The organism is Pseudomonas sp. DSV-1 (assembly GCF_035830915.1).
Classification (GTDB): domain Bacteria; phylum Pseudomonadota; class Gammaproteobacteria; order Pseudomonadales; family Pseudomonadaceae; genus Aquipseudomonas.
This window is the reverse complement of sequence record NZ_JAYMYG010000001.1, coordinates 1,352,092-1,376,676: the sequence shown is the minus strand read 5'-3', so window position 1 is coordinate 1,376,676 and position 24,585 is coordinate 1,352,092. Positions and strand designations below refer to the sequence as shown.

Genomic DNA, 24,585 nt, shown 5'->3' with positions numbered 1-24,585 from the left:
GGAGGCTTCATGCAGTTCCCACACACCCCGCTGCCAGCACAACTCACCCTTTTTGAAGCGTTCATGGCTCAACCCATGACGCCCGCGATCAAGGACGTGCTCGATTCCCCCTGGAGCACCGAACCCGAGGTGTTCAGTGAACTGTCGCTACGCGGTGCCGCCGGAAACTGCCTGAACCTGCTTGCCCCCATGCTGCGCGAACTGAGCGAGCAACAAAACGCCCGCTGGCTGACACTGATTGCGCCACCTGCAAGCCTGACCCAAAGCTGGTTACGCGATGCCGGACTGAACCGCGAGCGCATTCTGCTGTTGCAACCCAATGGCAACAAAAGCGCCTTGCAACTGACCTGCGAAGCGCTGCGACTGGGTCGCAGCCACACGGTAGTGAGCTGGATCAACCCGCTGACCAGCGCTGCCCGCAATCAGTTGATCGGCGCAGCTCGCACCGGTCACGGGCAAAGTCTGAATATTCGCTTGGGTTAAACAGTTGATGCCTGCGCAGGGCCAGTGCAGAACGCACTCGCCTGGCTGCGGAGCACGAGTCAGAGTCGCTTAGTGAAGAATGCGTGGCCCATCGTCTTTTTCGAGCTCGCCTTCGGCCAGCCGACCCGCCATTTGTACACCGACGCTAAGCATGGCTTTCGCCACCTCTACGTGCTGCCCCTGAAGAAAAGCCTTGGCATCTTCAGAAAAATTCAGCGTTACCAAAGACCCTTCGTCCTCAGCACGGCGCAACTCGATGCGGCCGTCTGGCAACTCGACAATTTCTAGAAAAGACGTTGGCATATAAATTTGTTCTCCACGAAAGCGCGGGAGTATATCAGCCATCCCGCGGGAATTTCCCGTGATCTGTAGCGCTTTCGATTACAGACTGATGAATGACTGTACCGTTTCGGTTTCGACCCTTAGCACTCATTGAGTCCATCACGGAACCGAATGGCCAGACCTTTGAGGTTCTGACGCCACTCCTCCATTGTTTCGCGACTCAACTCCTGGGGTGCCTCATCCTCCAGGTTGACCGCAATGATCAAGGGCTGGAACACATCCGCCTTGACCTTTTTGGGCGCCTGTAATGGCTGATACAGAGCAGCGTGGGTCGCAACCAGTTGCGCCAGCCATGTCTGCGGCGCCTGTGCCAGTTCAACCAGCTCGGCCAGTTCAGGGATGGCCTTCTCGTCCAGCACCTGCTGGGTGAGCAGCAGTTCGACCCGAGGTGCATTGGCTTGGGACAGACGATAAAAGCCAGCAATCTCATGACACAAGCCAAGCAGCGCACCATACAGATGAAATACCGCCGACTCGCGCTCTGCCTGAACCAGCGCCTGAGCATTCATGGCCCGCCCCTCACTCGCCTTGTTCATGGCCTCAAGGGCCAGGCCAGCGAAATAGATCTTCTGATTGGTACGGGTATAGAGTTCGTGAGCCATGCGGGCGCTCCACATCGAATGGGTAAAGGCAGGTAGTGCAGTCTCAGGGATCAGGCCGTGCTGGCGCAAGGCCTACGTTCCCTGCGCTTTTGTGGGAGCGGGCTTGCCCGCGATGCAGGCGCTGCGGTGCTTCAGCCAAACCGTGTCGATGCCATCGCGAGCAAGCCCGTGCCCACAAAAGCACTCAAGCAGCGGCAATCAGGCCCGGGATTGGCAAACAAAAAAAACCGCGCAAGGCATACAGCCCTTGCGCGGTTTTCTATTCAGCGATCAACTCAGATCAAGCGTCTTTTTCTTTACGCTTGTCTTCAACCTTCCAGCTACCGCCGTCGTAGAACGCACGCCAGCCAGTCGGCTTGCCATCCACTTCAGTCTGCACGTACTGTTCTTTGGTTTTGCGGCTGTAGCGAATCACTGCAGGACGGCCATCCGGATCTTTCTTCGGCGCTTCGCACAAGAAGTGATACTTGGGATCGATCTCGTCCTTGTGGGGCACAATTTCGATCACCAACGGAGCACGAGTCTCACGGTTTTTCGGGAACTGGCTTGCCGCCAGGAACAACCCCGAAGCACCGTCACGCAGGATGTACGTGTCGTTGACCTTCTCGCATTTAAGCTCCGGCATTTTCACCGGGTCCATTTTCGGTGGCGCCGCTTCACCGCTTTTCAGCAGTTTGCGGGTGTTTTTGCACTCGGCATTGGTACAGCCGAAGAACTTGCCGAAACGACCGGTTTTAAGCTGCATTTCGCTGCCGCACTTGTCGCACTCAAGGCTCGGACCTTCATAGCCCTTGATGCGGTAGTTGCCTTCTTCGATTTCGTAGCCGACACAATCCGGGTTGTTACCGCAGATGTGCAGTTTGTGCTTCTCATCCAGCAGGTAGGCGTCCATTGCCGTGCTGCAGATCGGGCAACGGTGTTTGCCCAACAGCACCAGGGATTCGGATTCGCCTTCGTCGTCGGCCGCAATTTCGTCACCCGGCACCAGATTGACAGTGGCCTTGCAACGCTCTTTTGGCGGCAGGCTGTAGCCCGAACAACCCAGGAACACACCGGTTGAAGCCGTGCGAATCTGCATTGGACGACCACATTCCTTACAAGGAATATCAGTCATTACCGGCTGGTTGGCACGCATGCCACCTTCCGGTGCAGCAGCTACTTCGAGCTTCTTCTTGAAGTCGCCGTAGAACTCGTCCAGTACGTTTTTCCAGTCACGCTCGCCTTGCGCCACGTCATCGAGGTTCTCTTCCATACCGGCCGTGAAGCCGTAGTCCATCAGGTCGGAGAAGCTCTCGGACAAGCGTTCGGTAACGATGTCGCCCATTTTTTCGGAATAGAAGCGGCGGTTGTGCAACGCCACGTAACCACGATCCTGAATGGTCGAGATAATCGCCGCATAGGTCGAAGGACGACCAATGCCACGTTTTTCCATCTCTTTTACCAGGCTGGCTTCGGAGTAACGCGCAGGCGGCTTGGTGAAGTGCTGGCTCGGGTCGAGCTCGATCAGCTTCAGGGCATCGCCCTGAGCCATGTCTGGCAGCACATCGTCGTCGCCCGGCTTGGCAATTTGCGGCATCACACGGGTGTAACCGTCGAATTTGAGGATGCGGCCCTTGGCACGCAGCTCAAAATCACCGGCCGCCACAGTGACGGTGGTCGACAGGTACTTGGCCGGCAGCATCTGGCACGCCACGAATTGGCGCCAGATCAGCTCGTAAAGGCGCTCAGCGTCGCGCTCCATGCCCGACAGCTTGCTCGGGTGCATGTTTACGTCAGAAGGACGAATCGCTTCGTGAGCCTCCTGTGCGCCTTCCTTGCTGCTGTACACATTAGGTGCCGGCGGCAGGTACGACGCGCCGAACTCACCTTCAATATAAGTACGCGCCATCTCGACCGCATCGGCCGAGAGGTTGGTGGAGTCGGTACGCATATACGTGATGTAGCCAGCTTCATACAAACGCTGGGCCATCATCATGGTTTTCTTCACCCCGTAGCCCAGGCGATTGCTCGCGGCCTGTTGCAGGGTGGAGGTAATGAAAGGCGCCGACGGCTTGCTGCTGGTCGGTTTGTCTTCACGCTTGACGATGCTGTAGTTCGAAGCCTTGAGCTTCTCCAGCGCCGCCATTGCCTGAGCTTCGTTGAGCGGTTTGAACGCCTCGCCTTTTTCACGGGCAACGTCAAAACGCACTTTCGCCCCCTTGGCAGTGCCAAGGTCGGCGTGGATTTCCCAGTACTCTTCAGGGTTGAACGCACGAATTTCGCGCTCACGCTCCACCACCAGCTTCACGGCCACCGATTGCACACGGCCTGCCGACAGGCCACGGGCTACCTTGGCCCACAGCAGCGGCGAAACCATGTAACCCACGACGCGGTCGAGGAAGCGGCGGGCCTGCTGGGCGTTAACGCGGTTGATATCCAGCTCGCCCGGCTTGGAGAAGGCTTCCTGAATCGCTTTCTTGGTGATTTCGTTGAACACCACGCGCTTGTAGCGGGTGTCATCACCACCGATGGCTTCGCGCAGGTGCCATGCAATGGCTTCCCCCTCGCGATCCAAGTCGGTTGCGAGATAGATGGTGTCAGCATCCTTGGCAAGCCGGCGCAGCTCTTCGATGACCTTTTCCTTGCCGGGCAGGATCTCGTACTTGGCTTTCCAGCCATGCTCGGGATCGACGCCCATGCGCGAGATCAGCTGCTTCTGAGCCTTCTCTTTTGGCGACAGGGCCGGCACTTCGCCCGCCGCTGCCTTGCCACGCTTGGCAGCCGGTTCTTTGCTGGCGCTAGCCGAACCGCTGGTGGGCAGGTCTCGGATATGGCCGATACTCGACTTCACCACGTACTCGTTGCCCAAGTACTTGTTGATGGTCTTGGCCTTAGCCGGGGATTCCACAATGACCAGCGATTTGCCCATGGATCAGAAAATTCCTGAATTCTAGAAGTGAAAGGCGGTTCGCGCCTGACGCGGCACCGCTATATATAGTGGCTACAAGGTGAGGTCAAGCACAGGGTTCTGCGCGACCTTGCCTTATGGCCGGGAAAAAAGGCTGGGTTCGGCCTGAATCAAGGCAAAGCGCGGGACGTGTTCGCCCTCAACGATGACTGACTCCAGGAACATGCTCAGCGGGCGCACCCAAAAGCCGTAATCGCCATACAGGGCTTGGTAGAACACTACATCTTCTTCGGTTTCAGAATGGCGAGCCACACTGAAAACACGATACTGAGGACCTTTGTAGTGTTGATAGAGCCCAGGTTGTAGCGACATGTTGCGGCCCCTCTGCAAATAAAAAAATTAAACACGCTTAAAAACAAAAACCGGGGCACAAGGCCCCGGCTTCCATCAACGCAACGCTTAGACGCGTTCGAAGACGGTGGCAATGCCCTGGCCAAGACCAATGCACATGGTGGACAACCCGAAAGTGCCGCCATTTTGCTTCATTACATTGAGCAAAGTGCCGGAGATACGAGCACCCGAGCACCCAAACGGGTGACCCAGAGCGATGGCACCGCCGTGCAGGTTAACCTTCTCATTCATCTTGTCGAGCACTTTCAAATCTTTCAGCACTGGCAGGGCCTGTGCAGCGAAAGCTTCGTTGAGCTCAATGAAGTCGATATCGGCCATATTCAAGCCTGCACGCTTCAATGCTTTTTGTGTAGCCGGTACTGGACCATAGCCCATGATCGCAGGATCCACACCCGCAACTGCCATCGAGCGGATCACTGCCAGCGGCTCAAGCCCCAGGTCTTTTGCACGCTGGGCAGACATCACGATCATGCATGAAGCACCATCGGTGATTTGCGACGAAGTGCCCGCAGTCACGGTACCGCCTTTAGGGTTGAACGCAGGTTTCAACGCCGCCAGGCTTTCCAGGGTGGTATCTGGACGAATAGTTTCATCGTAGTCGAAAACTTTCAGGAAACCGTTTTCGTCGTAACCCTGCATCGGGATGATTTCGTCCTTGAACTTGCCTTCTACCGTCGCCTTGTGAGCGAGCTGGTGAGAACGCACAGCAAATGCATCCTGCTGTTCGCGGGTGATGCCGTGCATCTTGCCCAGCATTTCAGCGGTCAAACCCATCATGCCCGAGGCTTTTGCCGCGTACAGCGACATGTGCGGGTTAGGGTCGACACCGTGCATCATGCTCACGTGACCCATATGCTCGACGCCGCCCACCACGAAAACGTCACCGTTGCCGGTCATGATCGCTTGCGCAGCCGTGTGCAGGGCGCTCATGGACGAGCCGCACAGGCGGCTCACGGTCTGTGCAGCCGAGGTGTGCGGGATCTGGGTCATCAGCGACGCCATGCGCGCAATGTTCCAGCCTTGCTCCAGGGTCTGGTTCACACAGCCCCAGATCACGTCTTCGACTTCACCCGGGTCAACTTTGCTGTTGCGCTCCAGCACTTTACTGATCAGGTGCGCAGACATGTCTTCAGCACGGGTGTTGCGGTGCATGCCACCCTTGGAGCGGCCCATCGGGGTGCGACCGAAGTCTACAATCACCACGTCTCTAGGATTCAAGCTCATAATTTCACTCTCACTCTAATGGGGCGCTTAACCGAAGAAGCTCTGGCCGTTCTTGGCCATCTCACGCAGCTTCGCAGTCGGGTGGTACAGCGCGCCCAGTTCAGCGTACTGATCGGCCAGGGCCACGAACTCTGCAACACCGATCGAATCGATGTAGCGCAGCGCGCCGCCACGGAACAGCGGGAAGCCAATGCCATAGACCAGGCCCATGTCAGCCTCGGCTGCGGTTTCAACGATGCCGTCTTCCAGGCAACGCACGGTTTCAAGACACAGCGGGATCATCATCCAGTTGATGATGTCTTCGTCGGTCACGTCGCGCTGCTCGTAGACGATAGGCTTGAGGACCTCAAGCACGCTCGAATCAACGATTTTCTTCTGCTTGCCGCGCTTGTCTTCTTCGTAGGCGTAGAAGCCCTTGCCGTTCTTCTGACCCAGGCGCTTAGCCTCGTACAGAGCGTCAATCGCTGAACGACGGTCGTCTTTCATACGGTCCGGGAAGCCTTCGGCCATAACGTCGCGACCATGGTGACCGGTGTCGATGCCGACCACGTCCATCAGGTACGCCGGGCCCATTGGCCAACCGAATTTTTCCATCACTTTGTCGATACGCACAAAGTCGACACCGGCGCTGACCAGCCTGGCGAAACCGCCGAAGTACGGGAACAGGACGCGGTTGACCAGGAAGCCCGGGCAGTCGTTGACCACGATCGGGTTCTTGCCCATTTTCTTGGCATAGGCAACGGTGGTTGCTACGGCCAGGTCGCTGGACTTCTCGCCACGAATCACTTCAACCAGCGGCATCATGTGCACCGGGTTGAAGAAGTGCATGCCGACGAAGTTTTCCGGACGCTTGAGGGCCTTGGCCAGCAGGCTGATGGAAATGGTCGAGGTGTTGGAAGCCAGAATGGCGTCTTCGCGAACGTGATTTTCCACTTCCGCCAGTACAGCCTGCTTGACCTTCGGGTTCTCGACTACCGCTTCGACCACAAGGTCGACGTTACCGAAATCGCCGTATGACAAAGTAGGACGAATGCCGTTCAGCACTTCAGCCATTTTCGCCGGTGTCATGCGACCCTTATCAACGCGGCCTACCAGCAGCTTGGCAGCCTCGGCCAGACCCTGCTCGATGCCGTGCTCGTTGATGTCTTTCATCAGGATCGGCGTACCTTTGGAGGCCGACTGATAGGCAATACCGCCACCCATGATGCCTGCGCCCAGAACGGCCGCCTGCTTCACGTCTTTGGCAATCTTGTCGTAGATCCTGGCTTTTTTCTTCAGTTCCTGATCGTTCAGGAACAGGCCGATCAGGCATTGCGAAGCTGAGGTTTTTGCAAGCTTGGCGAAACCTGCTGCTTCCACTTCCAGCGCCTTGTCACGACCGAAGTTCGCGGCTTTCTGGATGGTCTTGATCGCTTCAACCGGGGCCGGGTAGTTCGGGCCAGCCTGGCCGGCCACAAAACCTTTAGCGGTTTCGAAAGCCATCATTTGTTCGATTGCGTTCAGCTTGAGTTTTTCAAGCTTGGGTTGACGCTTGGCCTTGTAGTCCAGTTCGCCACTGATGGCGCGCTTGATCAGGTCCAGCGCTGCAGCGCCCAGCTTGTCAGCCGTTACCACAGCATCTACGGCGCTCACTTTCAGAGCGTCTTCGGCGCGGTTTTCCTTGCCGGAGGCAATCCACTCAACCGCGTTATCAACGCCAATCAGGCGTGGCAGGCGCACGGTACCGCCAAAGCCCGGATAGATACCCAGCTTGACTTCTGGCAAGCCGATTTTGGCGCTGTCCGCCATGACCCGGAAGTCAGCAGCCAGACACATTTCCAGACCGCCACCCAACGCGATGCCATTGATGGCCGCGACGGTGGGTACGTTGAGGTCTTCAAAATCGCTGAAGATCCTGTTGGCTTCGAGGTTGCCAGCGATCAGCTCGGCATCCGGCAACTTGAAGTTTTCGACGAACTCGGTGATGTCGGCGCCAACGATAAAGACGTCTTTACCACTGGAAACGATGACACCCTTGACCGAAGCATCTGCCTTGATCGCATCTACAGCCTGACGCAACTCGTTCAGGGTTAGACGGTTGAATTTGTTGACGGACTCACCCTTGAGGTCGAACTTCAGTTCGACGATGCCACTTTCAAGAGCCGTAACCGTGATGGCTTTACCTTCGTAAATCATCAACTGATCTCCAGGATATGGAAGCTGAACAGTACACGTCAGAAGCTAGCGTCTGGCTGTCACTGACCTTTGTGTCAATGCTGTTGCCAATCCGCCAGGCACACCCGCCAACGCGATAATCGGGATTGAAAATGAGAGCTGTCTTACATGACAAACGCTCAATTCATACGCCCGTTTGATTTGGGTGTCGACACCTTCAGGGAAAAGCGATCGATTGTCAATTGTCCGAAACAACGATGACAAAACGACCCGGCAGTCAGTTTAGACACCTGCGGTACGAGTGCTCGAAACCATTGAAGCGCCCTGCAGGTGAAAATTGTGGGAGCGGGCTTGCTCGCGATTCAGACGACGCGGTTTGTCCGCCACACCACGCCGATTCCATCGCGAGCAAGCCCGCTCCCACAAAGGTCATGCCAGCGCCTTGAGCACCTCATCAATCGCCTTGAGCACCTGAGCCTCACCCTTCTCACCCCACACCAGCACAATCATCTGTGCATCGGCCTCAACTTTGTAAACATTGGCCGGCAGCTTTTTGAACTGCGCCAGCAGGCGCTCATCTTCACATTCTTCCTGCCAGCGATTGAGCCATTTTCCAGGTGCCGATTGCCAATAGCACCAAACATCAGGCTTAGTACTGCGGCGCGGGCGATGGTACTGCGCGCAGGAACCGGGCGGCTGGGGCTCAAACCAGTACGGCCATTCCTGAGGCGCCAGCTGCATGGACAAACCAATGCGCCGTGCCTCCATGCGCAAATCCATACGCCCACTCTGCCCCCGGGAAGGCCGCAACCAGGCCAGGGGACTCAGAACCAGCGCCAGGATTGACACCACTATCCATACCGTCATATCTGTACTCTCATTACGTGATAAACGAGTGACCCAGACTTGAACCAAGGCTCTGGAAAAGGGCCATACTCATAACTAATCGCCATCTACAGGAGCACCCCACATGCCCTACGAACATATTTTGGTCGCTGTCGACCTGACCGACGAATGTGACCCCGTGATCAATCGCGCCAGCGAAAGCGCCAAGGCTAACGGTGCCAAACTGTCACTGATACATATCGTCGAGCCGATGGCGATGGCGTTTGGCGGCGACGTGCCCATGGATCTCTCGCAACTGCAGCAGCAACAGTTCGATCAGGCCAAGGAGCGCCTTGAGCGGCTGATCGCCAAGTACCCGCAACTGCACAAGGATTACTGCCACCTGAACTACGGTCAGCCGCGCCAGGAAATCCATGCCTTGGCCAAAGCACAAAAATGCGACCTGATCGTGGTCGGCAGCCACGGCCGTCACGGCCTCGCCCTGTTGCTGGGCTCCACCGCCAACGACGTACTGCATGGCGCTCCGTGCGACGTACTGGCAGTCAGCCTGAAAAAACCTGACTAAGTTTATCTGCATGTAACAACAAAAAAGCCCGGCACCTTGTTAAAGGGCCGGGCTTTTTCAGTTCAGCACGCAGTCAATCAGGCATCCAGCTCAGCCCAGCGCTCAACCAGTTGCTCAAGCTCGGCTTGCAACGTTTCAAGCTTGGCAATGACTTCTGCAGTTTTGGCAGCAGGCAACTGATAGAAACCCGCATCAGCCATCTCTGCTTCAACCGCAGCAATTGCCTGTTCTTTCGCGTCGATATCCGCCGGCAACGATTCCAGCTCACGCTGCAACTTGTAGCTCAGCTTCTTTTTCGCAGCAGGAGCAGGTTGTGCGGCCACAGGAGCCGGCGCAGCCTCGACCACGGCCGAGTTCAGGTCGGCCTTGCCGGACTTGCTCTCGGTCACGCCCAGCAGACGCGGCGAACCGCCCTGGCGCAGCCAGTCCTGATAACCGCCCACGTACTCGCGAACCTTGCCTTCGCCCTGGAAAACCAGGGTACTGGTGACCACGTTGTCGAGGAATGCCCGGTCGTGACTGACCATCAGCACGGTGCCCTTGAAGGTCAGCAAGACCTCTTCGAGCAGCTCCAGGGTTTCAACGTCCAGGTCGTTGGTAGGCTCATCGAGCACCAGCAGGTTGGCTGGCTTGCTGAACAGCTTGGCCAGCAACAGACGCGCACGCTCACCACCCGACAGCGCCTTGACCGGCGTGCGGGCACGCTGAGGGCTGAACAGGAAGTCACCCAGGTAGCTGAGTACATGGCGGCTCTGACCGTCGATATCGATAAAGTCGCGGCCTTCAGCCACGTTATCGATCACGGTTTTTTCCAGATCCAGCTGATGACGCAACTGATCGAAGTAAGCCACGTCGATGCGTGTACCTTCCTCAACCGTGCCTTCGGTCGGCACCAGGCCGCCCAGCATCAGCTTCAGCAGCGTGGTTTTACCTGTACCGTTGGCACCCAGCAGACCGATACGGTCGCCACGCTGGAGCACCATCGAGAAGTCCTTGAGCAGGAACGGGCCACCCGGGTGAGCAAAGCTGACGTTTTCCAGCACCATCACTTGCTTGCCGGACTTGTCTGCCGTATCCAGCTGGATGTTGGCCTTGCCGGTACGCTCGCGACGCTCGCTGCGCTCTACGCGCAACTCCTTCAGGGCGCGTACACGGCCTTCGTTACGGGTGCGACGGGCCTTGATACCTTGACGGATCCACACTTCTTCCTGGGCCAGACGCTTGTCGAACAGCGCGTTAGCTGTCTCTTCAGCAGCCAGGGTGGCTTCCTTGTGGACCAGGAAGCTGGCGTAGTCGCCGTTCCAGTCGATCAGGCCGCCACGGTCCAGTTCCAGAATCCGGGTGGCCAGATTTTGCAGGAATGAACGGTCGTGGGTAATAAACAGAACCGCGCCCTGGAAGTCCTTCAAGGCCTCTTCCAGCCACGCGATTGCGCCGATATCCAGGTGGTTGGTCGGTTCGTCGAGCAGCAGCAAGTCCGGTTCGGAAACCAGTGCTTGCGCTAGCAGGACGCGGCGACGCCAGCCACCGGACAATTCGGCGAGGGTTTTGTCGGCAGGCAACTGCAGACGGCTCAGGGTGCTGTCTACCAATTGCTGCAAGCGCCAGCCATCACGGGCTTCGAGGTCTTGCTGAACATGCATCAGCTTGTCCAGGTCAGCATCGGTCACGATGTTCTGGCTCAGGTGATGGTACTGGGCCAGCAACTCGCCAACACCGTCCAGGCCTTCGGCCACAACGTCGAACACGGTCCGCTCGTCGGCTACCGGCAACTCTTGCGGCAATTCGCCAATCTTGAGGCCGGGCGCGCGCCAAACAGAGCCGTCATCGGGTTTTTGATCACCTTTGACCAGCTTCATCATGCTGGACTTGCCGGTACCGTTGCGGCCGATGATGCACACCCGCTCTCCACGGGCGATCTGCCAGGACACCTTGTCCAACAACGGCATAGAGCCGAAAGCAAGGGACACATCGCTGAATTTGAGCAGGGTCATGAGCTTCTCCAAAAACTGGGCGCGCATTCTACCTGATTTAACCCCTTGGGCGGCCGGGTATTTCTTGTACGGCCCCCGCTCCCCTTCATTTAGTGCCAAGTTGCACCGGTTAACCGGCAAGGCTTTCACGTGCTGCTGGCAAAAGGCTAAGCTAGGAAATAATCAGTGCAGGCCAGACCTGCGCTCGTCGCGTTTTTATCAGTACGGAAGCCTCATGCGCAGTCGTCTCTTCAATTTTTTATCCTGCCTGCTTCTCACCAGCTGTGCCGTGCAAGCCGCCCATGGCGCAGACCTGACTCAACAACGCCAACTTTACGACCAGGCCAAGCGTGCCTTGGCCAAGGGTGACTCCGGCCCTTACTTTCAAAGTGCCGCGGCCCTGCACAGCTACCCGCTGACGCCTTATCTTGCCTATGACGAACTGACCGCCCGCCTGAAGTCAGCCAACAACACGGAAATTGAGCAGTTTTTGGCCGAGCACGGCGACCTGCCTCAAGCCAACTGGATGAAACTGCGCTGGTTGCGCTGGCTCGCAGACCGTGGCGACTGGGCAACCTTCGCCAAGTACTACGACCCAAAACTCAACTTCACCGAACTGGACTGCCTCAACGGTCAATATGAGCTGCAGCACAACCGCAAGGCCGAAGGCTATGCCAACGCCGAAAAACTGTGGCTGGTCGGTAAAGCGCAGCCAGCCGCATGCGATGCACTGTTCAGCCAATGGGCCGCCGATGGCCAGTTGACCGAGCAAAAACGCTGGCAGCGGGTCAAGCTTGCCGCCGAAGCGCGCAATTACGCCCTGGCCACCCAACTGGCCAACGGCCTCAATACGCTGGGGCCACAAGCCAGGCTGATGATCGACGTGGCGCAAAAGCCCGACATGCTGAGCCAGCCTTCACGCTTTGCTCCGGCCAGTGAGGCCATGTCTGACGCCGTAGGCCTGGGCCTGCGCCGCCTGGCCCGCCAGGACCCGGAAAAAGCCGCGTCATTGCTCGACACCTACGCAACCAATATGCATTTCTCGCGCGACGAGAAAGTCGCCATTGCACGGGAAATCGGTCTGACATTCGCCCGCCGCTACGACAGTCGCGGCCTGGACATCATGACCAAATATGACCCGGAACTGCGGGACAACACTGTTACCGAATGGCGCCTGCGCCTGCTGCTGCGCCTGGGCCGCTGGGAAGACGCCTACCAGCTGACCCGCAAACTGCCCCAGGACCTGGCAACCACCAGTCGCTGGCGCTACTGGCAGGCCCGCAGCCTTGAGCTGGCCGAACCTAAAAACCCGCAGGCGCAAGTGCTGTTCAAAAAAGTCGCCAACGAGCGTGATTTCTACGGATTCCTGGCCGCCGATCGGGCGCAGACGCCTTATCAGCTCAACAACAGACCGTTGATGCTCAGCCCGCAACTGATCAAAAAAGTGCGCAACACGCCGGGTGTGCAACGGGCACTGGAGTTCCATGACCGCGGGCAGATCGTCGATGGCCGCCGCGAGTGGTACTACGTCAGCCGCCTGTTCAGCCGCGATGAAATGGTCGCCCAGGCCAGGCTTGCCTACGACCTGAAGTGGTATTTTCCGGCCATTCGAACCATCAGCCAGGCCCAGTACTGGGATGATCTGGATATTCGATTCCCGATGGCCCACCGCGACACCCTGGTGCGTGAAGCCAAGCTTCGCGGCCTGCATTCCAGCTGGGTGTTCGCCATTACCCGTCAGGAAAGTGCCTTTATGGATGACGCCCGCTCTGGCGTGGGCGCCAGCGGCCTGATGCAATTGATGCCAGCCACCGCCAAAGAGACAGCGCGAAAATTCAATATTCCACTGGCATCACCGCAGCAAGTGCTCAATCCGGACAAAAACATCCAGTTGGGTGCCGCTTACCTGAGCCAGGTGCATGGCCAGTTCAACGGCAACCGGGTGCTGGCTTCGGCGGCGTATAACGCAGGGCCCGGCCGAGTTCGTCAGTGGCTCAAGGGCGCCAATCATCTGGGCTTCGACGTCTGGATCGAAAGCATCCCTTTCGACGAAACCCGCCAGTATGTGCAGAACGTGCTGTCTTATTCGGTGATCTACGGGCAGAAGCTCAATGCGCCACAGCCGGTAGTGGACTGGCATGAGCGGTATTTTGATGATCAGTAATGCTGATCCGTGTAGCCGCTGAGGAGCGAAGCGAGGCTGCGTTGGCGTGGTGCGGCGTTATTCCAGCACCGTCACCGGCATCCCGACTTCCAGCACGCCACTGCCATCATTCACCAGGTTCTGACCGAACATGATGCCGTCTTCCTGCTTGCGATAAGTCATCAGGGTCGCCAACGGTTCACGCTGCTCATCACGCACACCGGTGTGCGGGTCGATGGTGGTCAGGATGCAGCGCGAGCAGGACTTGACCAGGCGAAACTCGACATCACCAATGCGAATGCGCTTCCAGCCGTCTTCGGCAAAGGCTTCGCTGCCTTCGATCACCAGATTGGGCCGAAAACGCAGCATATCCAGAGGGCGTCCCACCTTGTGTGAAATGTCATCCAGCGATGCCTGACCAATCAGCAAGAGCGGGTAGCCATCGGCAAACGCGACCTTGTCATCATCACGGCCATAGCCGGCCTCAGTGGTACGTGCACGCTCCAGTGGTACATGCACCAGGCGCACTGGCTTTTCGATAAAGCGGCTTAACCAATCGGCGGCGGCATCACCCGCATCCGGCACCCGCAAGGTGTCACGCCAGATGGTGACGCCACGCAGGTCGGTGTCGACATCCGGCACCGCCACGTCCAGTGCTTCAAAGCCCCGCGCGTTCAGGGTCAAGCCACCCGAAGCGTTCCAGAGTGCCGAAAGCTGGCTCATTTTGGGGTCGGCGCGCTGGGTAAGAAAACGCCCGCTGGCTTGATCCACCAGCATCCAGCGCCGATCACCGACCAGCCCCAGCTTGTCCAGCCGGGCCTGAGGCAGGCTTTCGCCCTTGCCGGACTTAAGTGGAAAACGATAAAGCGCGCTTAGACGCAGCATGGCTCATGCTCCCTGCAAGGTAAAAAAAGCCACAGTATACGAGCAGATCACCCATGAAAAGACACAAGGTTTCACGCAGGGACTTGATCCAGTATCAAGCGCTGGCGGACAACATCCACCAGTTTGTCCGGCTGAAATTTGGACAGGAAGTTGTCGCAACCCACCTTTTTCACCATCGACTCATTGAAGCTGCCTGACAGAGAGGTGTGCAGCACCACATACAAATCTCGCAAACGCGGGTCGTTTCGGATCTCGGTGGTCAGACGGTAACCGTCCATTTCCGGCATTTCGGCATCGGTGAAAATCATCAGCAACTTGTCAGTCATGACCTGGCCGGTGTCGGCCCAGCCCTTGAGCATGTTCAGGGCCTTGAGGCCATCGCTGGCGATGTGCATCTTGATCCCCAACTGCGAAAGCGTTTCGCGCAGCTGGGCCAAGGCGACACTGGAATCGTCGACCAGCAGCACTTCTCGTCCGCGTACCTGTTCGAAGACGGGATCGGCCAGCTTCTCCCGTGAGACTTTGGCGTTGTAAGGCACAATTTCGGCCAGGACCTTTTCCACGTCGATGATCTCGACCAGTTGTTCCTCGACCTTGCTGATGGCGGTCAGATAATGGCTGCGCCCGGCACTGGCGGGCGGCGGCAGAATGGCCTCCCAGTTCATGTTGACGATGCGATCAACCCCGCCCACCAAAAACGCCTGCACCGAGCGGTTGTACTCGGTCACGATAATGGTGCTGTCCGGGCCGGGCACCAGGGCACGCATGCCAATCGCCCGGGAAAGGTCGATCACCGGAAGGGTCTTGCCCCGCAGGTTGACCACGCCACACACATGGGGATGGCGATGTGGCATGAGCGTCAGTTTGGGTAGCTGCAGGACTTCTTGCACCTTGAACACGTTGATCGCGAACAACTGCCGACCGGCCAGACGAAACATAAGAAGCTCCAGCCGGTTTGCACCCACCAACTGAGTGCGCTGGTCTACCGTATCGAGAATGCCGGCCATGAGTGACTCCTGAGCGTGGGGACTTGATGACTGACGTTATCGGCCGGACTCCCGGAAACTTGATATTGGATAGCCATCAACTAACCCGCAGTCACTCACTGCCCAGCAAAGGCGAGCCCTCGGGCAAGTGAACCTTCAATGCACCATTGCGCACGGTAAAGCGCATGGCATCACCTTCCAGCGGCTCGCCATCGAGATTCATCGAGAGGCCTTCGGCAGCCTTGATTTCAACCCAGGGCAAACGCGCCCGGACAAACAGGTTATCCAGCCCCCAACCCTCAGCCATCAGGCTTTTCAGGGTGCCTACGATTTCCTGGGGGGCAGGCAAAATACTGATATCCAGCATGCCATCATCGGCCAGGGCATCAGGGCACAGCATTTGCCCGCCTCCCGCCTGGCGACCGTTGCCAATCCCAAGCGCCAGCAGCTCGCCTTTCCAGTGAAAGTCCGGCCCCTGCAACTCGGCGTAGGCGGCATGCAGCTCACTGAAGCGCGTCAGCCCGGTAAACAGATAGGCCGCGCCGCCCAGTACCTTTTTCAGATCCTCCGAGGTGTTGGCCGTCACCTGACTGCCAAAGCCCCCCGTGGCCATGTTCAAAAACAATTGACCACCCACTTCGCCCAGATCAACGGCCCGGGCTGGCACATTGAGCAAGGCCAGGGCTTCGCTCGGCTCAAGCGACACGCCCGCCGCCCGCGCAAAATCATTGGCCGTGCCTAAAGGCAACGGCACCAGACTGGCCTCGGTATCGGCCAGCGCCATGGCCTCACAAATATCACGCAATGTGCCATCGCCACCGCCCGCAATCAGATGGGTATAACCCGCATCCAGCGCCTCGTGCACCAAACGCTGGGCGTCCCCGGCTTCCCATGTCAGGCGTACCGCCAATTCCCACCCGGCCGCACGCTGCTGCTCAACGGCCGCCCGCACCTCTTCATTGAGCGCTTGCTTGCCATGCAGAATCAAAAACGCCTTACCTGCACTCATGTTCCATCCCTCGACAAATTCGGTCCGATAGCTTGGACAACAGCCTTGCAAGAACGACTCATGTACCCGCGATTTAACCTCCACGGGTCGATCAAAGCCGCATAACCCGTCAGACTTCACCCTCTGACAGCAATCCAATGATTCTAGAGGCGTTTTGAATGAGCACACTCGTTCCCTGCATCATCGCCGGTGGCGCTGGCACCCGGCTGTGGCCGGTGTCACGAGAGGCCATGCCAAAGCCCTTCATGTGCTTGCCGGATGGCGAGAGCTTGCTGCAGAAGACCTTCAATCGCGCAATCGGACTGCGCGACGTGAACCAGTTGCTGACCGTCACCAACCGGGACGTGTTTTTCCGCACCCTCGACGATTATCGTCCACTGAACAACGCAGGCCTGGAGCTGGACTTTATCCTCGAGCCCTTTGGCCGCAACACCGCCCCGGCCATCGCCGCTGCCGCGCTGCACGTTGCCCGGCGTTACGGCGAAGACGCCCAACTGCTGGTGCTGCCCGCCGACCACCTGATTACCGATATTGCCGCCTTCAGCCAGGCGGTAGACCGCGCCCGGCAACTGGCCGACCAGGGCTGGCTGGTGACCTTTGGCATTTTGCCAACCCGGGCTGAAACCGGCTTTGGCTATATCGAAAAAGGCCAGAAGCTGGGCAGCGACGGCTACAAAGTCGAGCGGTTTGTTGAAAAGCCTGAAGCACAGGCGGCCCAGGACTACCTCGAGGGCGGGCTGCATCTATGGAACAGCGGCATGTTTTGCTTGCGTGTCGACAGTGTGCTGCGCGAATTCAAGACTCACGCCCCCCATGTTCTGGCTGCAGTGATCAACTGCCTCGAGCACAGCCAGGTGTTCCAGGGTAAACAGCAGCGCCATCTGGAACTGGATAGCCAGAGCTTTGCCCTGGTGCCCGATATATCCATCGACTACGCACTGATGGAGCACTCGCAAAAAGTCGCCGTAGTGCCCTGCCAGTTGGGCTGGAGCGATATCGGCTCATGGGAGGCGGTACGTGAATTGAGCCCGGCAGATGCCAATGGCAACCAGTGCAATGGCGAAAACGTGCTGCACGATGTACACAACTGCTACATCGATTCGCCCAAGCGCCTGGTGGGCGGGGTCGGTCTCAATGACCTGATCATTATCGACACGCCGGATGCCCTGCTCGTCGCCGATGCCAGGCGCAGCCAGGACGTCAGGCATATCGCCCAGGCGCTCAAGCTTCAGGGCCACGATGCTTATCGTCTGCACCGCACAGTGACCCGCCCATGGGGCACTTACACCGTGCTGGAGGAAGGGCCGGGGTTCAAGATCAAGCGCATCGTGGTCAAGCCTCAGGCCGCACTGTCATTGCAAGTCCATCAACAACGCAGCGAACACTGGATCGTGGTCAGCGGCACGGCGCAGGTGACTAATGGCGACCTTGATTTCGTCCTCGGCATCAACGAGTCCACCCTGATCAACCCCGGCAGCCCTCATCGACTGAGCAACGCAGGAGAACATGATCTGGTGATGATCGAAGTGCAAAGCGGCGCGTATGTGGGCGAAGACGATATCGTGCGCCTGACTGATATTTATGGCCGAGCGCCCCTCGCTGAATGACTCGATTGTGTAGCCGCTGGCGCAGGCTGCGATAAGGATCGAAGGGCCTTCGTCAGCGGCTACAGCACGCCAGGCTTACCCCAGCACTTCACTCAACGGGATAAACCCCACCCAGTCGCCTTCAACCAAAGTACGTTCCTCAAGGACTTCCACCAGGCCCTCGGCCCATGCTGCGCTGCGCAAAACCCCCGAACTCTGGTTTTTGTAGATCACCGCACGCCCCTGCTCCAACCGTGCGCGCAAGTATTCGCGGCGATTGCCCGGCTTGGGCCAGACGAACCCGGCAGGCACCTGGAATTTCAGTGGTTCGACGGCTTGCACGCCCTGAAGGCGCAACAGGTACGGCCGTGCCAGCAGCGCGAACGTCACCAGAGTCGACGCAGGATTGCCCGGCAAGCCGATCACCGGCACACCGCGAAAATGTCCGCAGGTCAGGGGTTTTCCCGGTTTGATTGCCAGCTTCCACAAGGCCAGCTCGCCCTCTTCGCGAAGCGCAATACCCAAAAAGTCCGCCTCGCCCACCGACACTCCGCCCGTGGAAAGAATCAGGTCGACCGCCCCCAACTCACCCAGGCGCTGACGGGTTGCAGGCAAGTCATCAGGCAAAATACCCCCATCGACCACTTCGCAGCCCAGTCGCGTGAGCCAGCTGCACAGCAACACGCGGTTGCTGTTGTAGATTTGCCCCGGCCCCAACGGCTGGCCCGGCTCGATCAACTCATCGCCCGTGGACAACACCGCGACTTTGACCCGACGAATCACGTCCAGTGCTGCGCACCCCAAGGACGCTGCCAGGCCCTGTTCAATCGGCCCCAAGCGCGTGCCTGCAGGCAGGACGACCTCACCAACGGTGGTTTCCTGCCCCTGAGGACGAATGTTCTGACCTGTACGCAAGGCATGGGTAAAAACCACTCGACCGTCGGCCTGGACCTGGGCGTTTTCCTGCATCTCGACGCAGTCCGCACCCGCTGGCATCGGTGCGCCGGTAAAGATCCGTGCACAGGTCCCAGGAGCCAGTGGTTCGGGGGCCGCACCGGCAAAAATACGCTGGCTGACCGTTAGCGGCTCGCCCGACCAATCCGCCACATTCAGGGCATACCCGTCCATGGCGCTGTTGGGCCACGGCGGCAGGTCAAGGCTTGAGATCAGGTCATGGGCCAGCACCCGGCCTTCGCTCGCAGCCAGAAGAACCGACTCGGTGTCGCGGATCGGCGCAGCTTCTGCCAGCGCCAGCAGGCGCGCCAACGCCACTTCGACAGGCATCAGCTCGCCCGTACGACCCGGCTTACCCACGGGTGTCACAGGCCGGCGCCTGCTTCAAATGGGCGACGAAGTTGCACGGGCGATGACGGGAATCCAGTTGCTCGGCCAAAATCCCGTCCCAACCGGTGCGTACCGCATTGGTCGAACCCGGCAGGCAGCACACCAGCGTGCCGTTGGCCAGACCGGCCAGGGCCCTGGATTGCACGGTCGAAGTGCCGATATCGGCCACCGAGATTTGACGGAACAACTCGCCAAAGCCATCAACCTGTTTATCCAGCAAGCAGCTCACGGCTTCTGGCGTGCTGTCGCGGGCGGTAAACCCGGTGCCGCCGGTAATCAGCACCACTTGCACCTCATCTTCGGCAATCCAGGTGGCGACCTGGGCGCGAATTTTATACAGGTCATCCTTGAGCAATACCCGCGCCGCCAGGGTGTGCCCGGCATCGCTCAGGCGATCGACAAAGACTTGGCCAGAGGTATCGGTTTCGAGGGTTCGGGTGTCACTAACCGTCAGAACAGCGATGTTCAAAGGTACGAAAGGTGCATCAACCTTGGCTTTCATAGACGAGGTCCAGTTGTAGGATAAACAGCCCGGTGTTATATCACAGCCCTTCTTTTCGCTGGTTGTGCGGAGTACCGGATGAGCCTGTTTCAATGCTCCATTTTGCTGCTGGCGGGGGGGCGCGGCCAGCGCATGGGCGGCCAGGACAAAGGGCTGGTGACGTGGCGGGGCCAGCCGCTGATCGAGTTCGCGCAGCGCCTCGCAAGACCGCTGAGCGATGACCTGATCATTTCGTGCAATCGCAACCACGAGCTATACGCACCCTACGCCGATCAACTGGTCAGTGATGGCAATGATGACTTTGACGGACCTCTGGCAGGGATACGCGCGGGACTGGCCGCGGCCCGGAACACGCACATGCTGGTGCTGCCCTGTGACGTACCAAACATTGACAGCGATTTGCTCGTTGCCCTGCTTGACGCAGCCCGCCAGCACCCTGAGCAACCGGCGATGGTGCGCCACGGCGAACAGTGGGAGCCGCTGCTGTGTGTAATCCCGACTGCACTGGCGCCTGCCTTCGAAGCCGCCTGGCAGGCGGGTGAGCGCAGTCCGCGAAAAATAATGCTTCAGCTCAATGCACAGGCCTGGCAATGCGCCGAAAATGATCCCCGACTGATCAATTTCAACACCCCGGATTTACTGGAATAAACCGCGCAGGCGTCTGCCAGACACTAGTAATGGAACTTGCAGACGATGTATACGTCTCAGGGACAGTAATCCATAACAGCACATTCACTTGTTGGAGATACACCATGACTCACCGGACTCTCGCCGCCCTGATGCTTGCTGCTGGCCTGGCTGCCCTTGCTGGCTGCTCTTCGCCTTCAGTGATCACACTTAACGACGGCCGTGAAATCCAGACAGTCGATGCGCCAAAGTACGATGATGCCTCGGGTTTCTATCAGTTCGAGCAATTGGACGGCAAAAAAACCCGCATCAACAAAGACCAGATTCGCACCGTTAAAGAGCTGTAATCCGGCTTTGGGGGAGCGAGCAGGCTCGCTCCCCACCTTTCGTGAACCGCATTCCCCTTGTGCAGATTCTGTTATTACCAGTCCAGCGTGATCCGGCTCTCGAAAAAACGCGCCTCACCCGTCAGCGGGTCTGCAAAGCGCAAGCTCTGGGCCAACAGTTTTAGCGGATTGGCATAGTCATCGACGGCGTCCTTGATCACGTCAGGGTAAAACGGATCATTGCAGATCCCTGCCCCCAGGGCCGCCATGTGCACCCGCAACTGATGCTTCTTTCCTGTCACGGGATACAGCGCGTAGCGCCACAAATCACCCTTTTTCTCACAGATATCGACCAAGGTTTCAGTGTTGCTGACGCCCTGCCCTTCTTGCATGCGGAAAAAGGGTTCGCCTTCCACCAAGCGGCTTTTGTGCACGCGCGGTAGCTCCAGATCAGGCAAGGCCCGAGCAATTGCCTCGTAACGCTTTTCGATTTTACGCGTGGGAAACAACGACTGATACGCCGAGCGAGTCTCAGGGTTGGCCGAAAACAGCACCAGGCCTGCCGTGTGCCGGTCTATCCGGTGCAGGGGGACCAGATGAGGGTTATCCAGGGTTCGAATCAAGCGTCGCAACAGCGTTTGCTCAACATATTCGCCCGCAGGGGTCACCGGTAGAAAGTGCGGTTTATCCGCGACAACCAGATGCTCATCGGCATACAGGATGGTTTCCTGCACGGGGATCGGCGTTTCGTTAGGCACTTCGCGAAAGTAGTGAATGCGCAGCCCTTCCTTGTAGGCCAGTTGCGGACTGATCGGCGCTCCATTGGCATCCAGTACCCGGCCACGGGCAATCCGGTCGAGCCACTGATCGCGGCTGATGGCTCGAAAGTGCTCACACAGGCAGTCGAGCACCGTGAGCCAACTACCCGGCGGCAGGTACAAAGTGCTGGCTTGATGCTCGGCGGCGTTGAAAGGCTGGGGCGACATAGAAACACTCAGGCGATAAATGCAGCTGGCGATTATCGCGCAAAGACCCGGTGAACCCCATCAGGATTTATCCGAGAAAGCTCACCACCTGCTCGGTATCAAACGGCCAGCCCAGCTCTTGGCCAGTATCGACCCGGCGCAATACGGGGATCAGAAGACCGTAGGTTTCAAACAACGCATCGCTGTCGGCGATATCGACCAGCTCGACCATCAGCCCATGTTCAACCAAAGGCATTAGAATCGCTTCGGCCAGCTCACACAGATGACAGCCCAGGGTGCCGAACAATTGACATTCGGGAGGCATAAATAACGACCTGAGGAATAAAGTGCTCATCTTAAGAGCCTTGCCCGAAGACGTCGACCTGCAGCCGGCACCACCAGTCACTTGGCTGGCCTGGCAATACAATCGCTCTGTTGCAATCCTTGCGACTACGCTTGACCCACATCAGCGCCATCCCTTCTCAATTACCGGATGCTCGCGGCTTTTTTACTCGATCTGACAGGGAAGACTTTCGTGTTTGCCAATTTGCTCATCATCCTTGCCTCGTCACTGGTAGTCATTGCACTGTTCCGGCGCCTGAAACTGCCACCGGTGCTGGGTTATTTGTGTGTTGGCCTGTTCGTCGGCCCCACCGCACTGGACTGGATCAATGACAGCCCGGATCTGCCAGACCTGGCAGAGCTTGGGGTGGTATTCCTGCTGTTCTCCCTGGGGCTGGAGTTCTCACTGCCCAAGATGCTCAAGCTACGCCGGGTAGTGTTTGGTCTTGGCAGCCTGCAAGTGCTGTGCTCAGCCGTTGCGCTGGGCGGCCTGCTGTATGCGTTTGGCATGAGTCTCAACAGTGCATTTTTACTGGGCGCCGGGCTCGCCTTGTCGTCCACGGCGATCGTGAGCAAAGAGCTCACCAGCCTGGGAGAAATCTTCAGTCGTCACGGCCAGAACGCCATCGGCGTACTGCTTTTTCAGGACGTGGTCGCGGTGCTGCTGCTGACCCTGGTGCCGGTATTCGCTGGCAGCAGCGATCAGGCCTGGTACTGGGCCTTGCCGATAACCTTGGGCAAGACAGTGATTCTGTTTTTCGGGCTTGTGTTTGCCAGCCGCTTTCTGCTGCCGCGCCTGTTCCACGAAGTAGCCGCATCACGCTCAGCCGAGCTGTTTGTATTGTTGGCGCTGGTGATCGTGCTGCTCACCGCCTGGCTCACTCACCTGCTCGGCCTGTCACCCGCCCTGGGTGCCTTTCTTGCCGGCATGTTGCTGGGCGAAAGCCACTACCGGCATCAGATTGAAGCCGATATCCGGCCCTTCCGCGACATCTTGCTGGGCCTGTTTTTCGTCAGTATCGGCATGCTGATTGACCTGCAACTGTTCGTTCACGATGGCTTCCTGATTCTGGGCCTGACACTGGCCCTGATGCTGATCAAGGGCTGCGTGGTTGCACTGCTGGTCAAGCTGCGCGGCAGTGACGGTGAGACGGCCTGGCGCAGTGGCCTGGCACTGGCCCAGGGCGGCGAGTTCTGCTTCGCACTCATGGCCCAAATGCAGCTCAACTCGCTCATTCCCCCAGAGATCGCAGGCTACCTGCTGGCAGCCACTTTCTGTTCAATGCTGCTGACGCCTCTGCTGTTAAGGGCTGCACCGAAAATTGCTGCCAGCTTGCACCGCCAGTCCTATGAGGAGGCCGAACTGGAAGAAATAGCCACTCAAAGTGCCGAACTGCACGGGCACGTGGTGATGTGTGGCTATGGCCGCGTAGGCCAGTCCATCGGGCGGTTCTTGCGCCGTGAAAACAAGGACTTTGTCGCACTGGACTACGACCCTGACCGCATTCAGGAGGCTACAAAAGCGGACAACAGCGTGCACTACGGCGACGCCCGTCGCGGGGATTTACTCCGTGCCGTCGGCGTGGATCGGGCGCGACTGCTGGTGATTGCCGTCGACAACACCGAGGTCGCCATGTGCGTGCTCAAGGAGGCCCGGCTGATCACACTCGAAGTCCCCATCCTGGTCAGAACCCGCGACGACAGCCAACTGGCTGACCTCAAGGCTGCCGGTGCGACTGAAGTGGTTCCCGAATTGCTGGAGTCCAGCCTTATGCTCGCCTCCCACGCACTGATCATGCTTGGGCTGCCTGAAAAAACCGTGCAACGCCGAGTGGATCAAGTGCGTCATGATCGGTATCACTTGCTTGAAGGCTGTTTTGAAAATACAGACTCCCGTGATGCATCCACCCCCCGCGAAAACGATTGATTTAAGCTAAGGTTGGTCCCTGTTCAACACAAACATCTCTTGCCTGCGCCTTGCCAACGCTCATGCGAAGGCGCAGAAGCGAGTGAACCTTCGCCGAAGACCTACACTCGAACGATCAACAAGCCACTAACGGAGTTAATCATGGCCCGCAAAACAGCAAAGAATGCTCAAGAAATACTGATGGCCGATTTCCAGGCTCTGGTGCTTGACGCCGAACGGCTGCTGGAGCACACCGCTTCCCTGGCCGGGGATCAAGCTGAAGAGCTGCGCGCCCAGATCAAGGACAGCCTGTACAAAGCCCGTGAAACACTGGAAGAAACCAAGGAATCGTTGAAAGACCGTGGCGAAGCCGCCGTGATCGCCACTGAAGATTACGTTCAGAGCAACCCTTGGCAGTCCGTTGGTATCGCGGCAGGCGTAGGCTTTTTGATTGGTCTGCTGGCAACGCGGCGCTGA

The 24,585-nt window shown here is 58.3% G+C and carries 23 protein-coding genes; 8 read left to right on the top strand and 15 right to left on the bottom strand.

Going from position 1 to position 24,585, the window contains the following annotated elements; all coding sequences use genetic code 11:
* The first annotated feature begins 9 nt into the window (after positions 1 to 9).
* The gene (gene sulA, locus VSQ83_RS06595; protein WP_326425791.1) at positions 10 to 483 is read left to right on the top strand and encodes an SOS-induced cell division inhibitor SulA; all 474 of its coding nucleotides are present in this window, start codon (positions 10 to 12) and stop codon (positions 481 to 483) included.
* A gap of 69 nt (positions 484 to 552) precedes the next feature.
* Here sulA and VSQ83_RS06590 read toward each other — a convergent pair whose 3' ends face one another.
* The 7 genes from VSQ83_RS06590 to VSQ83_RS06560 form a co-directional block, all read right to left on the bottom strand.
* Entirely contained in the window at positions 553 to 786 is a 234-nt protein-coding gene (locus VSQ83_RS06590) for a hypothetical protein (RefSeq protein ID WP_003446620.1), read from the bottom strand.
* 119 nt (positions 787 to 905) lie between these two features.
* The gene (locus VSQ83_RS06585; protein ID WP_133077835.1) at positions 906 to 1,427 is read right to left on the bottom strand and encodes a DUF6586 family protein; all 522 of its coding nucleotides are present in this window, start codon (positions 1,425 to 1,427) and stop codon (positions 906 to 908) included.
* A gap of 280 nt (positions 1,428 to 1,707) precedes the next feature.
* Entirely contained in the window at positions 1,708 to 4,335 is a 2,628-nt protein-coding gene (gene topA / locus VSQ83_RS06580; RefSeq protein ID WP_133077836.1) for a type I DNA topoisomerase, read from the bottom strand.
* A gap of 114 nt (positions 4,336 to 4,449) precedes the next feature.
* Positions 4,450 to 4,686: a DUF1653 domain-containing protein gene (locus tag VSQ83_RS06575; RefSeq protein WP_133077837.1), complete on the bottom strand. Its 237-nt coding sequence runs from the start codon at positions 4,684 to 4,686 to the stop codon at positions 4,450 to 4,452.
* A gap of 87 nt (positions 4,687 to 4,773) precedes the next feature.
* The gene (gene fadA / locus VSQ83_RS06570; RefSeq protein ID WP_133077838.1) at positions 4,774 to 5,949 is read right to left on the bottom strand and encodes an acetyl-CoA C-acyltransferase FadA; all 1,176 of its coding nucleotides are present in this window, start codon (positions 5,947 to 5,949) and stop codon (positions 4,774 to 4,776) included.
* Positions 5,950 to 5,976: 27 nt separating this feature from the next.
* The gene (fadB, locus tag VSQ83_RS06565; protein WP_326425790.1) at positions 5,977 to 8,124 is read right to left on the bottom strand and encodes a fatty acid oxidation complex subunit alpha FadB; all 2,148 of its coding nucleotides are present in this window, start codon (positions 8,122 to 8,124) and stop codon (positions 5,977 to 5,979) included.
* Positions 8,125 to 8,532: 408 nt separating this feature from the next.
* Entirely contained in the window at positions 8,533 to 8,970 is a 438-nt protein-coding gene (locus tag VSQ83_RS06560) for a hypothetical protein (protein WP_326425787.1), read from the bottom strand.
* A 103-nt stretch (positions 8,971 to 9,073) separates the two neighbouring features.
* Between VSQ83_RS06560 and VSQ83_RS06555 the strand changes: the two genes are divergently transcribed.
* Positions 9,074 to 9,514, top strand: a complete 441-nt coding sequence (locus VSQ83_RS06555) for a universal stress protein (protein WP_019827477.1) — start codon at positions 9,074 to 9,076, stop codon at positions 9,512 to 9,514.
* A gap of 77 nt (positions 9,515 to 9,591) precedes the next feature.
* On the opposite strand, the gene VSQ83_RS06550 is transcribed toward VSQ83_RS06555, so the two are convergent.
* Positions 9,592 to 11,508: an ATP-binding cassette domain-containing protein gene (locus VSQ83_RS06550; protein WP_219262488.1), complete on the bottom strand. Its 1,917-nt coding sequence runs from the start codon at positions 11,506 to 11,508 to the stop codon at positions 9,592 to 9,594.
* 214 nt (positions 11,509 to 11,722) lie between these two features.
* On the opposite strand from VSQ83_RS06550, the gene VSQ83_RS06545 reads away from it, so the two are divergent.
* On the top strand, positions 11,723 to 13,651 hold the full coding sequence (locus tag VSQ83_RS06545; RefSeq protein WP_326425784.1) for a transglycosylase SLT domain-containing protein: 1,929 nt from the start codon (positions 11,723 to 11,725) through the stop codon (positions 13,649 to 13,651).
* A 57-nt stretch (positions 13,652 to 13,708) separates the two neighbouring features.
* Here VSQ83_RS06545 and VSQ83_RS06540 read toward each other — a convergent pair whose 3' ends face one another.
* The 3 genes from VSQ83_RS06540 to yegS all read right to left on the bottom strand — a co-directional run bounded on the left by VSQ83_RS06540 (position 13,709) and on the right by yegS (position 16,510).
* On the bottom strand, positions 13,709 to 14,515 hold the full coding sequence (locus VSQ83_RS06540) for an MOSC domain-containing protein (protein WP_326425782.1): 807 nt from the start codon (positions 14,513 to 14,515) through the stop codon (positions 13,709 to 13,711).
* Positions 14,516 to 14,586: 71 nt separating this feature from the next.
* Complete coding sequence (locus VSQ83_RS06535) at positions 14,587 to 15,522, bottom strand: chemotaxis protein CheV (protein ID WP_326425780.1); 936 nt, start codon at positions 15,520 to 15,522, stop codon at positions 14,587 to 14,589.
* A gap of 91 nt (positions 15,523 to 15,613) precedes the next feature.
* On the bottom strand, positions 15,614 to 16,510 hold the full coding sequence (gene yegS, locus VSQ83_RS06530) for a lipid kinase YegS (protein WP_219262492.1): 897 nt from the start codon (positions 16,508 to 16,510) through the stop codon (positions 15,614 to 15,616).
* A gap of 158 nt (positions 16,511 to 16,668) precedes the next feature.
* On the opposite strand from yegS, the gene VSQ83_RS06525 reads away from it, so the two are divergent.
* Complete coding sequence (locus VSQ83_RS06525) at positions 16,669 to 18,117, top strand: mannose-1-phosphate guanylyltransferase/mannose-6-phosphate isomerase (protein WP_326425777.1); 1,449 nt, start codon at positions 16,669 to 16,671, stop codon at positions 18,115 to 18,117.
* 75 nt (positions 18,118 to 18,192) lie between these two features.
* Here the strand turns inward: VSQ83_RS06525 and VSQ83_RS06520 are convergent, their stop codons facing one another.
* Together VSQ83_RS06520 and moaB are read right to left on the bottom strand one after the other, a co-directional pair.
* Positions 18,193 to 19,419, bottom strand: coding sequence for a molybdopterin molybdotransferase MoeA (locus VSQ83_RS06520; protein WP_133077847.1), 1,227 nt, complete (start codon positions 19,417 to 19,419; stop codon positions 18,193 to 18,195).
* Positions 19,403 to 19,942 carry a molybdenum cofactor biosynthesis protein B gene (gene moaB, locus VSQ83_RS06515; protein WP_133077848.1) on the bottom strand — a complete coding sequence of 180 codons (540 nt, stop codon included), beginning with the start codon at positions 19,940 to 19,942 and terminating at the stop codon, positions 19,403 to 19,405. Before moaB ends, VSQ83_RS06520 begins: the two co-directional genes overlap by 17 nt.
* Before the next feature lie 78 nt (positions 19,943 to 20,020).
* Here moaB and mobA point away from each other — a divergent pair, with 78 nt between their 5' ends.
* Both mobA and VSQ83_RS06505 read left to right on the top strand, forming a co-directional pair.
* Complete coding sequence (mobA, locus tag VSQ83_RS06510) at positions 20,021 to 20,590, top strand: molybdenum cofactor guanylyltransferase MobA (protein ID WP_219262494.1); 570 nt, start codon at positions 20,021 to 20,023, stop codon at positions 20,588 to 20,590.
* Positions 20,591 to 20,694: 104 nt separating this feature from the next.
* On the top strand, positions 20,695 to 20,916 hold the full coding sequence (locus VSQ83_RS06505; RefSeq protein WP_133077850.1) for a YgdI/YgdR family lipoprotein: 222 nt from the start codon (positions 20,695 to 20,697) through the stop codon (positions 20,914 to 20,916).
* A gap of 74 nt (positions 20,917 to 20,990) precedes the next feature.
* Here VSQ83_RS06505 and VSQ83_RS06500 read toward each other — a convergent pair whose 3' ends face one another.
* Both VSQ83_RS06500 and VSQ83_RS06495 read right to left on the bottom strand, forming a co-directional pair.
* Positions 20,991 to 21,881 (bottom strand): pseudouridine synthase, encoded by an 891-nt coding sequence (locus VSQ83_RS06500; protein ID WP_219262495.1) that lies wholly within the window; start codon positions 21,879 to 21,881, stop codon positions 20,991 to 20,993.
* Positions 21,882 to 21,948: 67 nt separating this feature from the next.
* Complete coding sequence (locus VSQ83_RS06495; protein ID WP_046809656.1) at positions 21,949 to 22,185, bottom strand: glutaredoxin family protein; 237 nt, start codon at positions 22,183 to 22,185, stop codon at positions 21,949 to 21,951.
* Between the two features lie 210 nt (positions 22,186 to 22,395).
* Between VSQ83_RS06495 and VSQ83_RS06490 the strand changes: the two genes are divergently transcribed.
* Together VSQ83_RS06490 and VSQ83_RS06485 are read left to right on the top strand one after the other, a co-directional pair.
* Entirely contained in the window at positions 22,396 to 24,129 is a 1,734-nt protein-coding gene (locus tag VSQ83_RS06490; protein WP_326425771.1) for a cation:proton antiporter, read from the top strand.
* Between the two features lie 141 nt (positions 24,130 to 24,270).
* On the top strand, positions 24,271 to 24,585 hold the full coding sequence (locus VSQ83_RS06485) for a DUF883 family protein (protein WP_133077853.1): 315 nt from the start codon (positions 24,271 to 24,273) through the stop codon (positions 24,583 to 24,585).

Coding starts and splice junctions, on each gene's coding strand:
- sulA (WP_326425791.1), top strand. CDS start 10: ATGCAGTTCCCACACACCCCGCTGCCAGCACAACTCACCCTTTTTGAA.
- VSQ83_RS06590 (WP_003446620.1), bottom strand. CDS start 786: ATGCCAACGTCTTTTCTAGAAATTGTCGAGTTGCCAGACGGCCGCATC.
- VSQ83_RS06585 (WP_133077835.1), bottom strand. CDS start 1,427: ATGGCTCACGAACTCTATACCCGTACCAATCAGAAGATCTATTTCGCT.
- topA (WP_133077836.1), bottom strand. CDS start 4,335: ATGGGCAAATCGCTGGTCATTGTGGAATCCCCGGCTAAGGCCAAGACC.
- VSQ83_RS06575 (WP_133077837.1), bottom strand. CDS start 4,686: ATGTCGCTACAACCTGGGCTCTATCAACACTACAAAGGTCCTCAGTAT.
- fadA (WP_133077838.1), bottom strand. CDS start 5,949: ATGAGCTTGAATCCTAGAGACGTGGTGATTGTAGACTTCGGTCGCACC.
- fadB (WP_326425790.1), bottom strand. CDS start 8,124: ATGATTTACGAAGGTAAAGCCATCACGGTTACGGCTCTTGAAAGTGGC.
- VSQ83_RS06560 (WP_326425787.1), bottom strand. CDS start 8,970: ATGACGGTATGGATAGTGGTGTCAATCCTGGCGCTGGTTCTGAGTCCC.
- VSQ83_RS06555 (WP_019827477.1), top strand. CDS start 9,074: ATGCCCTACGAACATATTTTGGTCGCTGTCGACCTGACCGACGAATGT.
- VSQ83_RS06550 (WP_219262488.1), bottom strand. CDS start 11,508: ATGACCCTGCTCAAATTCAGCGATGTGTCCCTTGCTTTCGGCTCTATG.
- VSQ83_RS06545 (WP_326425784.1), top strand. CDS start 11,723: ATGCGCAGTCGTCTCTTCAATTTTTTATCCTGCCTGCTTCTCACCAGC.
- VSQ83_RS06540 (WP_326425782.1), bottom strand. CDS start 14,515: ATGCTGCGTCTAAGCGCGCTTTATCGTTTTCCACTTAAGTCCGGCAAG.
- VSQ83_RS06535 (WP_326425780.1), bottom strand. CDS start 15,522: ATGGCCGGCATTCTCGATACGGTAGACCAGCGCACTCAGTTGGTGGGT.
- yegS (WP_219262492.1), bottom strand. CDS start 16,510: ATGAGTGCAGGTAAGGCGTTTTTGATTCTGCATGGCAAGCAAGCGCTC.
- VSQ83_RS06525 (WP_326425777.1), top strand. CDS start 16,669: ATGAGCACACTCGTTCCCTGCATCATCGCCGGTGGCGCTGGCACCCGG.
- moaB (WP_133077848.1), bottom strand. CDS start 19,942: ATGAAAGCCAAGGTTGATGCACCTTTCGTACCTTTGAACATCGCTGTT.
- mobA (WP_219262494.1), top strand. CDS start 20,021: ATGAGCCTGTTTCAATGCTCCATTTTGCTGCTGGCGGGGGGGCGCGGC.
- VSQ83_RS06505 (WP_133077850.1), top strand. CDS start 20,695: ATGACTCACCGGACTCTCGCCGCCCTGATGCTTGCTGCTGGCCTGGCT.
- VSQ83_RS06500 (WP_219262495.1), bottom strand. CDS start 21,881: ATGTCGCCCCAGCCTTTCAACGCCGCCGAGCATCAAGCCAGCACTTTG.
- VSQ83_RS06495 (WP_046809656.1), bottom strand. CDS start 22,185: ATGCCTCCCGAATGTCAATTGTTCGGCACCCTGGGCTGTCATCTGTGT.
- VSQ83_RS06485 (WP_133077853.1), top strand. CDS start 24,271: ATGGCCCGCAAAACAGCAAAGAATGCTCAAGAAATACTGATGGCCGAT.